This window comes from Vulcanisaeta sp. EB80 (genome assembly GCF_002078205.2).
On the sequence record NZ_LCWN02000076.1, the window covers coordinates 1 to 9,617 of the forward strand.

Annotated in this window: 11 protein-coding genes, 2 tRNA genes and 1 pseudogene; 5 read left to right on the plus strand and 9 right to left on the minus strand. The window is 46.1% G+C overall.

The window, feature by feature from the left end; translation table 11 throughout:
* Positions 1-9 precede the first annotated feature (9 nt).
* Both B7L70_RS10700 and B7L70_RS13790 read right to left on the minus strand, forming a co-directional pair.
* Positions 10-107, minus strand: a tRNA-Val gene (locus B7L70_RS10700).
* Between the two features lie 56 nt (positions 108-163).
* Positions 164-829 (minus strand): hypothetical protein, encoded by a 666-nt coding sequence (locus B7L70_RS13790; RefSeq protein ID WP_143701633.1) that lies wholly within the window; start codon positions 827-829, stop codon positions 164-166.
* A 118-nt stretch (positions 830-947) separates the two neighbouring features.
* Here B7L70_RS13790 and B7L70_RS10710 point away from each other — a divergent pair.
* A tRNA-Met gene (locus B7L70_RS10710) sits at positions 948-1,024 on the plus strand.
* Between the two features lie 8 nt (positions 1,025-1,032).
* Here B7L70_RS10710 and B7L70_RS10715 read toward each other — a convergent pair.
* Together B7L70_RS10715 and B7L70_RS13560 are read right to left on the minus strand one after the other, a co-directional pair.
* The gene (locus tag B7L70_RS10715; protein ID WP_162009163.1) at positions 1,033-1,230 is read right to left on the minus strand and encodes a hypothetical protein; all 198 of its coding nucleotides are present in this window, start codon (positions 1,228-1,230) and stop codon (positions 1,033-1,035) included.
* Between the two features lie 14 nt (positions 1,231-1,244).
* Complete coding sequence (locus B7L70_RS13560) at positions 1,245-1,418, minus strand: hypothetical protein (protein ID WP_162009164.1); 174 nt, start codon at positions 1,416-1,418, stop codon at positions 1,245-1,247.
* A 367-nt stretch (positions 1,419-1,785) separates the two neighbouring features.
* On the opposite strand from B7L70_RS13560, the gene B7L70_RS10720 reads away from it, so the two are divergent.
* The 3 genes from B7L70_RS10720 to B7L70_RS10730 are packed head-to-tail and all read left to right on the plus strand — an operon-like array spanning position 1,786 to position 4,261.
* Positions 1,786-2,664: an NAD(P)-dependent oxidoreductase gene (locus B7L70_RS10720; RefSeq protein WP_081228134.1), complete on the plus strand. Its 879-nt coding sequence runs from the start codon at positions 1,786-1,788 to the stop codon at positions 2,662-2,664.
* A 37-nt stretch (positions 2,665-2,701) separates the two neighbouring features.
* Positions 2,702-3,892 carry a glycosyltransferase family 2 protein gene (locus tag B7L70_RS10725; RefSeq protein ID WP_081228135.1) on the plus strand — a complete coding sequence of 397 codons (1,191 nt, stop codon included), beginning with the start codon at positions 2,702-2,704 and terminating at the stop codon, positions 3,890-3,892.
* A gap of 6 nt (positions 3,893-3,898) precedes the next feature.
* The gene (locus B7L70_RS10730; RefSeq protein ID WP_081228137.1) at positions 3,899-4,261 is read left to right on the plus strand and encodes a hypothetical protein; all 363 of its coding nucleotides are present in this window, start codon (positions 3,899-3,901) and stop codon (positions 4,259-4,261) included.
* Here B7L70_RS10730 and B7L70_RS10735 read toward each other — a convergent pair.
* From B7L70_RS10735 to B7L70_RS10755, 5 genes are all read right to left on the minus strand, one after another.
* Positions 4,241-5,377, minus strand: a complete 1,137-nt coding sequence (locus tag B7L70_RS10735; RefSeq protein WP_255408863.1) for an AAA family ATPase — start codon at positions 5,375-5,377, stop codon at positions 4,241-4,243. The two genes, B7L70_RS10730 and B7L70_RS10735, sit on opposite strands and share 21 nt — an antisense overlap.
* Before the next feature lie 73 nt (positions 5,378-5,450).
* On the minus strand, positions 5,451-5,792 hold the full coding sequence (locus B7L70_RS10740) for a DUF2175 domain-containing protein (RefSeq protein WP_081228140.1): 342 nt from the start codon (positions 5,790-5,792) through the stop codon (positions 5,451-5,453).
* 250 nt (positions 5,793-6,042) lie between these two features.
* Positions 6,043-6,246 carry a hypothetical protein gene (locus B7L70_RS14320; protein ID WP_081228143.1) on the minus strand — a complete coding sequence of 68 codons (204 nt, stop codon included), beginning with the start codon at positions 6,244-6,246 and terminating at the stop codon, positions 6,043-6,045.
* A gap of 144 nt (positions 6,247-6,390) precedes the next feature.
* Positions 6,391-7,845: a dihydrolipoyl dehydrogenase gene (locus B7L70_RS10750; protein WP_081228145.1), complete on the minus strand. Its 1,455-nt coding sequence runs from the start codon at positions 7,843-7,845 to the stop codon at positions 6,391-6,393.
* Positions 7,846-7,947: 102 nt separating this feature from the next.
* Positions 7,948-9,042, minus strand: coding sequence for a hypothetical protein (locus B7L70_RS10755; protein ID WP_238376215.1), 1,095 nt, complete (start codon positions 9,040-9,042; stop codon positions 7,948-7,950).
* Positions 9,043-9,264: 222 nt separating this feature from the next.
* Between B7L70_RS10755 and B7L70_RS10760 the strand changes: the two are divergent.
* A pseudogene (locus B7L70_RS10760) lies at positions 9,265-9,617 on the plus strand (hypothetical protein); the annotation flags it as partial.

Genomic DNA, 9,617 nt, shown 5'->3' on the forward strand with positions numbered 1-9,617 from the left:
TAAAGTTCATGGTGGGCCCGCCGGGACTTGAACCCGGGACCTCCCGCTCGTAAGGCCTATGCGGGCGTTATGCCCTGGACATCCTAACCAGGCTAGACTACGGGCCCGAAGTCAAATTATCATAGGCGCTTAAAAGCGTTTCCCATGGATTTCACAATAACGATTATGAGCTTGCTGTTACTGTGAATGGGTAGGTCTGTCCATTAACGGTCGTTATGTAACCGCTATATTGGATGCCGACCTGTGCGGCTTGGCTCCCACTGCACGACGCAGTTATGCCACTTGCAGTTATGCCGTTGCTGCCAGTTACGCCGGATACGCCGGTGAAGGCACCGCCGCTGATTGTTAGTGCTATTGTTAATTGCCCGCCCTGTGTACCAGCTGGCACCTGAACCGGTGAGGAGAAGACGCATGATAGGCTACCCAGCGTGAAGCCGTTAATCCCAATACCACTACTCGACGGATTGGTAATGAGCAGCGTCAATTTGGCACTGGAGCCCGAGCCAACGCCGGTCAAGCTGACAGCCTGTATCTGCAATGTAGTTGTAAGGCCGCAGCCCTGAAGTTCCTGCTTTAATTGTGTGTTTTGTGCTTGGAGGTTATTGAGCTGTGTTTCGCAGGAGCTATATTGTGATTGTAAGTTATTAAGTTCCGCCTGCAACGTATTGCATTGGGTCTGTAGGTTATCGTACTGAGCCTTTAACGTATTATACGACGCCAGCAGGGTGGTGTAATTCTGGTTCGTAATGAACCACAAGGTCCCAAACACGGCGGCAAGTACTAGGAACACCATCGAGAGTATTATCCATTGAGTTTGTGGTGTTGACATGGTATAACCGCTTATTTCAATTCCAGTTAATAAACCTAACTATTAAGATGCAATAAAGCATCCATATGGGTGAACATGTAGAGAAAGACTTAAATGATGATGAAGAAACAGAAGCCACAGCGGGGTAGGGTAGCCTGGTAGCCTGCGGGGCTCATAACCCCGAGGTCCCCGGTTCGAATCCGGGCCCCGCTACCAAACGAATTTTATTCTATGTTTCTCGGTTTAGTTTGGAAAATTGTTTTTAATTCCGTGGGTGTGGGTTTGTGGGGCACTGCTTGGATGATGACTTCCAGTGCATGGTTCCTCTTTATGTCGGGTCCTCCTTGTTCGTACTTTGTCATGTCGTAGAATTCCTCGAACACTTCACGGCTTATTCTCTGGCCCATTGATTTTGAACCCACCCTCGGCGATTCACCTAATTCAGTACATAGCCGAAGCACCTATGTTTCTTAAGTTCATCCATGAGTATTTTTGCCGCTTCACTGCATAGTTTTGATCCCACGCACTTACTGTAAACGAAGCTCCACAGTTGGCAATCAACTCCTCGATGCGTCATTAGCCATGCTATTACGTAGTCTCCCCAACCCACACCCAACAATCACCTCAACAAATAGGCTTATAAGGCACCACGAACACAGGCACAAAACAGAAACACCAACCACACACGCCATCTTAATGAAGAGCAACTACAACCACAACAAGCACTTAATAATGCAGCACGTGCCGAAAGCAATGATGGAAAAACTACCAAGGGTAACGCTGGCGTGATGACCAACAAGCCACCCAAGCAAACCCAAAGCACAACCACCACAAGAGACCCATGTCCGAATCCCGGCGGGCCCACCAGGACTTTCTTGCCATCCTTTTGTTATTGAGCATGTAAGTGCTTGGTGGGGCTAGGTTGGTTTGGGTTGACTGGATTGGTTTTTAATCTAGTCGGCTTTAGGCGTTGAGGTATGGGTGGTGTTAGGGTTGGTGTTGCGGGTTTGGGTGTGATGGGTTGGAGGATTGCTAAGAACCTTAGGGATGATGGTTTGTTGGTTGGTGTTTATAATAGGAGTGTTGATAAGGCGTTGAGGTTTGGTAGGGAGTTTGGTGTTGAGGTCTTCAAGACACCTGCCGATTTGGCGAGGTCTGTTGATGTGGTTATCACAATGCTTAGTGATGATGATGCCGTGAGGTCCATCATAGCTGGTGAGGGTGGTGTGTTGGCTGGTTTGAGGGATGGTTCGTTGGTTATTGATATGTCCACGATATCGCCGAGTACATCGATTGAGCTTGCGAACCTTGTTAGGTCTAGGGGTGGCGAGATGGTTGATGCGCCGGTTATTGGGACCTCCGTGGCTGTTGAGAGGAGGGAGTTGGTTGTTTTGGTTGGTGGTTCTGAGGAGGCTTTCAATAGGGCTAGGGATGTTCTTCAGCATACGGCTAAGACGATAATTCACATTGGTCCTAATGGTTATGGGCTTTATGCGAAGTTGATAAATAATGCCCTTCTCGGTTCTTACGTTGTTGCCCTGGCTGAGGTCATTAATTTAGGTAGGGGGTTTGGTTTGAGTGATTCTGTAATTACTGATGTTTTGACTAGGTTATCGAGTGCCAGGTCACCAACCTCTGAGTTGAAGGTTCCGAAGATACTTAGTGGTGATTTTTCTGTTCAGTTTGCCTTAAAGCATATGCGTAAGGACCTGGATATAGTGATGAGGGAGGCTTCAATGAGGAGCATACCGATACCGATGGCATCCCTAGCCCTTCAGTTCTATAGGATTGCTGAGAGGCTTGGTTTGGGTGAGGAGGATTTTGCGGCTGTTGTTAGGGCGTTGCTTGGTAAATAGGTCAACTTTAAAAATACGGCTTCTCCCATCAAATCCCATGAATTTACTAATTTATGCACTACTCATCTTTGGAATACTTATCCTCATTGTCGCCATATTGTCCTCTATGTTATCATTGATTTTCGAGGTTAGGTTTTGGAGGGGTAGGTCGAGTAATGGGTTTCCTCTAAGGAATCCCCTACCGAGTGTGACCGTTATAATGCCCGTGAGGGGTTTGGACCAGGATTTAAGGAATAATGTGGCTAGTGTGCTTGACCAGGATTATCCTGGCCCTAGGAAGTACGTATTCGTCCTTGATAGTGAGGATGACCCGGCATACGGTGTAATAACCGAGTTACTCAGGGGTTCTGGTGTTGATGCTGAGGTTTTGATTAATAGGGGTGGTCGTAGTAAGGGTGAGGCCTTGGCGTATGGTTTGGGGAGGGTTGTTGGCGATGTTGTGGTTTTCGTTGATAGTGATGCGCGTGTTCATAGGCAATGGCTCAGGAATTTAGTGGGTTGGTTAGTGATGAAGGGGGTTGGTGCATCAACAACATACAGATTCTACTTACCACTTAGGCGCCTTGGCTTAGGATCCTTATTAAGGGCTAGTTTTAACATGATTGGTATCACCGCAATGCAAAATCCTGTGGCTAGGTTTACTTGGGGTGGTTCCTCAGCCGTGTGGAGATGGTTGATTGATAAGTGGTTTATCCGTGATTACCTACCCAACTACCTGAGTGATGACTATGTAATTACCCATTTCGTACATAGGGAGGGTCTTGGCATAGCCTTCGTTCCAGAGTCCCTGGTGTTGACGCTTGAGGATGTAGGTCTACGCGACGCCTTTTCCTGGGCCGTTAGGCAGTTGTGGTACGTTAGGGTTTATGGGTTTAGGGGCTTCATGCTCTATGCCACATCGTATACCCTATACGTGATCACACTACCTATAGCGATAGCGCTGTCAATAATCAATCCATACCTATTAATCCTTGGTGTAACCCCCTACCTATTGGGTGTTGTTAAGGATTACGTTAGGGTTAATGAGATTAGGAAATTGAATGATTTCTATCATGAAGAGATTACGAAGCAATACACAATATTACTTGCCCTAGCCTCTATAATTAACGTCTACTTCTCCTGGCTAGTCATCATGAAGACCGCATTCACCAGCAGTATTAATTGGCGTGGACGCGTTTTCACGGTGGATGATGCGATTAGGCTTATGAGGGAAAAGCCACTTCCGTGATTTTGTATGGTTAATGTTCGTGAGGTGTTTTGGTCCATGGTTAGGAACCCAGAACTTTTGATGAATTATGTTCGTGATCTTGGACTCACCATCGAGCCACTATGTGATGATGTAAAGCCACTTAAATGCCCTCCCGATGCTGGTGATGACTTTAGGACCAGGTTCCTGGTTATCTCATACCTCTACCTGAGAATTCTTCTATATGAAGTTCAAAGTCTTAGTGGTTCGGATGTAAATGTTGAGGGTATTCCGGAATTGATCAGCGATGTGATTACTGACATGAGGCTTTACAACGCACCGCCTAAGCTGTTCGAATTAGTGATTAGATTATCCCGTGAGTTGCTACATTTATCTTCTTCCAATGTTTAATGCCTCCTCAAGTCTCTTCAATAATTCCTCCATCTCGTTTATCTCCTCCGTATACAGCCTAACCATCACATTATCCCACTTACTCCTTATTTGATTAAGTAGTTCCCTGGCATCGTTTATTCTCTGCCTAGCTTCATCATAAACCTCATTGTTTATGAGCGCCTTTGCCTCGCTTAGTAATTCGCTTAATCTTAGGAGGTCCTCTGGCATGTGGACCGTGGCGAAGGAGTTGTACTCACTTAACTGGTCCTTATTGCTAACTAGGTACTTGAGGACCTTTATTGTCCCGACCCTGAGCAATGCTGGTGTTAATTCTGTCCTGCCTATATCAATACCGTGAAGCAGTAGGTATGTGGTTACGTACATGGGCACCTTAACCCTAGTCCTATTACTAATTGGTATGTGCTCCACATAGTTCGAGATTATTGGACTGATGACCTTAGATATGTCCTTTATGTGATCATAGACATACTGCGTGATCACCTTATTGACAACCTGGACGTCATCCATCGTAGCCAACGGCTCAATCCTCTCCAAATCCATCCTCAACTCCCAACCCTTAACAATCAATGGCTCAGTATCATCGGGACTAACCCACTCCGTGAATACCCTGATTGGAAACCTATCATAAAGCGCCTGCAACTCCTCCTCATCTGGGATCCTATTGCTTGCGCCAAACACGGTCCAGGTCTTGACAGGGACCACCTTCTCACCGTCATAGACTACCCTCTCGTTGAGTATTGATAGTAGTGTGTTGAGTATTGCGCTGGATGCGTTGAATATCTCATCCAATAGCGCAAACTCACTCTCTACTATGGAGTTTGCGTATATCCTCTCAATCTTACCATCGAGAAGCTTGGCTATGTTTATGGGCCCCAATATCTCCTCAAGGTCCGTGAACTTCGTCAACTGCCTATAGAACCACCTAGCGTTCAAGAGCTTCGATAAGGCATACACAAGCGTGGTCTTCGCAGTCCCTGGAGGCCCAATGAGTAGGTAGTTCTCCCTGGATAGGGTGGCCATTAGTGTTCCTACGACCTCATCCTCGTACTTAAAGAACATGTTATTCAATTTGGCATAAACACTCCTAATCCTACTGTAGGACTCCACACTCACGGATAAATCAGTAATTATCTGGAATTTAAACGTTCCCACTACTATAATTTAATATCGCATGCGCCCACGAACATTAGTACTTAATGCCATAACTACCCAATAAGCTCTCTAGATCTTTCATGACCCTGGCAGCTTCGCCTTCCAGTATTTTCCTACGGTTTATAATGCCCTCCCTAACACCATCACTTAAAGCCCTCATCTCCAACTCCCTAAGCCTTACAATGCCCTCGTTCAGGTAATCCATAAGCTCCATTAGCACATTGACATCCTCAGGTATGGAACCCTTAAACGCCTCACTAACGTTGAGCCTGAAGCACTCCCAATGTATTGCGCCATTCCTCGTGAAAGTGAATCTCATCCCAGGTACTACATCCTTACCACACCTATAGCATTTCCAAACCCTACCCGAGCTCATTGCGGTGGATACTCATGCCTAATTAAGTACTGATCGCGTTATTTTTAATTAATGAATAAGCAATTCCCAATTCACTAATAAAGCACTCACTAGTTTCTCGATATTAATACCCACATAGCTTAACCATTTAGATAATCGTCGCTGTAACGATCACGAAAGTACCATTGGGACAGTGATCATGGCAGAGAATCCTTCGAATAATCCCTACCATTATTATTAGGCAATAGAGAATAGTGACTTAGATAATAACTTAAGGTGAGGAGGGACTAGGTCCAACTCTCCAGTCTGTAAGCCGGGTTTCAAAACAGGTATTCATAGCCAACGCTCTAATAAACCCGTCCAGATACATGTGATCCTGGACAATGTAGAACCTAGACTTCTCTATATCAGGGCTACCATCAGCAAGACCCTTCATAAATGGATGATTAACTATTGAGTTATAAATGTCCTCAATTGAGGACCACGGTGCCTAAGAAATCCTCACAAAAATGCACTTATAATTATAAAAGTGTTATTGCTCATTACCCATTGGGCCGCAAACGCCTTAAAGTGGTCATTATTAGGGTAATGCTTTTGAGGAGCGTTGAATATGTTGGAGCTACAGCGAGAACCTAATTGCAGCCCTATCTATTGATTCAAATATCGTTGGGTGAGCATGGGGCAGTAATGCCAAGTCCTTCACCCTGGCATTAACGGCCACCGCTAGGGCTATCTCGTTGATTATCATTGAGGCAGCTTCACCATAAACAACACCACCGATTATTCTCTGGCTTTCCTTCTCAATTACCAACTTGACCCAACCGTCCCTAACACCGATTATTTGGGCGTAGGAGTCATCAGCCAGTGGGTATTGGACGGTGACGTAGTTTATACCCCTAGCCTTAGCGGCATCCTCGCTCAATCCAACCATTGCGGCCTCTGGTTCGGTAAATATGGTCATTGGTATTGCATTGAAGTTGATCTCATATATTGGTTTGCCGTGCATTATGTTCCAGGCGGCAATAACGGACTCCTTAACCGCTGAGTGGTAGAGCATGTACTTACCAATGACGTCGCCTGCTGCGTACACGTTGGGTACCTTGGTCCTCATTGAGCTATCAACCTCAACGTGCCCCTTATCCACGATACCCAACGTGTCCAATCCCTCCACGTAGGGCTTCCTACCAACAGCCATTATGATCTCAGAACCAGCCACAGACCCTTTACTACCATCCTTTCTCTCGTACTCAACAACCTTCTGCCCAGCCTCCTCCTTTATACCGATTACCTTGGAGTTCGTGAGTATTTCAACTCCCTTGCTCCTAAGCCTTTCCTCAATCTGCGAAACAATGTCCTGGTCCCAACCACTCAATATTCTTGGTAGCATCTCAACTATGGTAACCTTAACACCCAGGCTGGATAGGGCTGAGGCGACCTCAACACCTATGTAGCCGCCGCCAATCACAACAACGTTATCCGGTACCTTTCTATATTTCGTTTTATAACCAAAAAGCTCCTCACTACCTATGGCTAATTCGGCACCAGGTACTGGTATTCTTATCGCCGTTGATCCCGTGGCGACGAGCAGGTACTTACCCTCCACCTCCCTCCTCCATGATCCATCGATAGCCTCAACAACGACCCTATGATTATCAACAACCCTCGCTATGCCTTTCACGAAATCCACATTCTCATGCTCCTTAATCTCCCTTATATGCTGCAGATATCGTATGTACTGCACGTTATCCTTATGATCAATCACGTTTTCCCAGAGGATCTTGACCTTGTTTATATCCGTATTACCAACACTATTTAGTATGTTTCTAAGCTTCTCCATCAGGTAGATAGCAATTGATACGGATTTAGAGGGTATACAACCCTCGTATAGGCAGTTACCGCCAAGATTACCCTTGTCATCAACAAGCAGAACCTTATAACCACCCTTACTAAGCTCAAAGGCACCGTGGTAACCACCGCCGCCTCCACCAATTACCACGACATCGTAGTTACTAAGCCTTGGTGGATCCTCAAACCCAGGATCTGTCGGTGGAAACGTAGGGTATTTGCCCAACACGGACTGGATTAATAAGTGCTTAATTTATTTACTTTTATGTCAGAATTCTGACATATATGATCGTATTTTAATAAATGCTTTAATTACTATTTTTATGGTATATTAAACACCGCCCATCTCCCTTAATGCGACAACCAGATCCTCAGTAAGTATCCCACTATATGAACCATACAGATAAAGCACAAGCGCCGCAAGGGCAGCAATCACAGTATCCCATGGGAACGGTATTATCGGCGTCTCAAAAACACTGAAGGAGCCTAGGAACGATAATACGAGTGCCGAGAATATCGTCGCCACAACCCACCAACCAGCTCTCACATGCTTCATTGCATTCTCACGGTCCTTGGCTGTGGATGCCACATAAAGCGTTAATCCAATTGTTAGAGCTGCCATGACTATGACATAGGCTACGAAATCAATAATGTGTATGGGCTTCAGCTTAAGCATCGTGACTGGCGATGATGAGGGCCAACCCGTTGGTGCCGCAAATGGTAAGTATATTAAGAAGTAGGTGGTGAGTATGAGTACTACCCAATAAACAATGCTTGAAGCCACGGTAGCAGGCTTGCTGGCGCCGTACCTATTAACCATGGTGTACATGAAGAATAGCGGTAACCCAGCCAGTATCAGGGCTATGGCAAACCACAGGTAGTAGAAGGTTGACCAATAAACAATTAGGAAAGCCGCTATTGTGGCAATTGCACCAATGATAGAGGCTGCAGGCAGCTTAATGGGCCTGTTAGCATTTGGTGCCGTCTTCCTCAGGGTCATGAGCGCTGGACCACTTATTATGTATGTGAACACGGTAGTCGTCGTTACGAAGGTGGTTATTGCGTACCACGTTGGGAATGGAAGCAGAAACAGTAAACCGAGTACGAGAGCCGCTATAGTCGCCCACGATGGTACCCTATACCTATTCAACTTGAGGAATGAATTGGGTAGGTGACCATCAGCAGCTAGTCCATATAAGGTCCTTGCAGTTGTGCCTATATAAATCCACCCAGTACCCGAGGGCGAGATTACAGCGTCTATGAGGAGCACAACCGCAAAGCCCGCCAGTATTGCTATACCGCTCGTTGCCATGATTTCATAGAACGGACCACTACTAAGGGTTGAGCTTAATAGGTCAACCCAATCGCCTGGCTTTACACTAATTGCGCTCCAATTGACAGCGCCTATGAACGATACCTGAAGCATGACGTAAATAAACATGACGAGTAAATACCCAAGTATCGTACCGTCTCTCCGCAGTCGGTGGTTTTGCCACCGGCTGCTTCTCGACGGTCTCCCCGGGCCCCCTCACCGCAGCAGCTCCCCGCCCGTCGCCGGGGGTTCATTGCCACTACGGGTCTTGGAAACCCGGGGTAACCAGTGAGGGTGTTGGGGTTAGTTTTTAAATTTAACTGGGGATATCCCTTTGTGGACTACATAACCATTAAGTTACCGTTTGATGTTGATGGGGATGTGGGTAAGGAGTTACTATCAACGGCGTGGTTGTTTAAAACGGCTGCACATAGGGTGTTAGGTATAGCCAAGCAACAGCATGTTTTGCCTGGTACCAAGATTGGTTGGGTGAGTATGTTTAGGCAGGTTGCTTATGGAATTGTTCCGAATCGTAGGTATGCTGACGGTGTTGTAACCCTTGTAATGAGCATCTACGAGTCATGTAGGTCGTTGAGTGTTGATTTTAGGGGTGTTGAGTTGGGTGATTGGTTGATGTTCCAGCAGAGTGAGCTTGAGCATCCAAATAGGAACATTACCTTGAAGCAAAA

Excerpts from the sequence above, each read along its gene's own strand:
- B7L70_RS10755 (WP_238376215.1), bottom strand. The coding sequence starts at position 9,042 with ATGCTTCAGGTATCGTTCATAGGCGCTGTCAATTGGAGCGCAATTAGT.
- B7L70_RS10730 (WP_081228137.1), top strand. The coding sequence starts at position 3,899 with ATGGTTAATGTTCGTGAGGTGTTTTGGTCCATGGTTAGGAACCCAGAA.
- B7L70_RS10725 (WP_081228135.1), top strand. The coding sequence starts at position 2,702 with ATGAATTTACTAATTTATGCACTACTCATCTTTGGAATACTTATCCTC.
- B7L70_RS10740 (WP_081228140.1), bottom strand. The coding sequence starts at position 5,792 with ATGAGCTCGGGTAGGGTTTGGAAATGCTATAGGTGTGGTAAGGATGTA.
- B7L70_RS10720 (WP_081228134.1), top strand. The coding sequence starts at position 1,786 with ATGGGTGGTGTTAGGGTTGGTGTTGCGGGTTTGGGTGTGATGGGTTGG.
- B7L70_RS13790 (WP_143701633.1), bottom strand. The coding sequence starts at position 829 with ATGTCAACACCACAAACTCAATGGATAATACTCTCGATGGTGTTCCTA.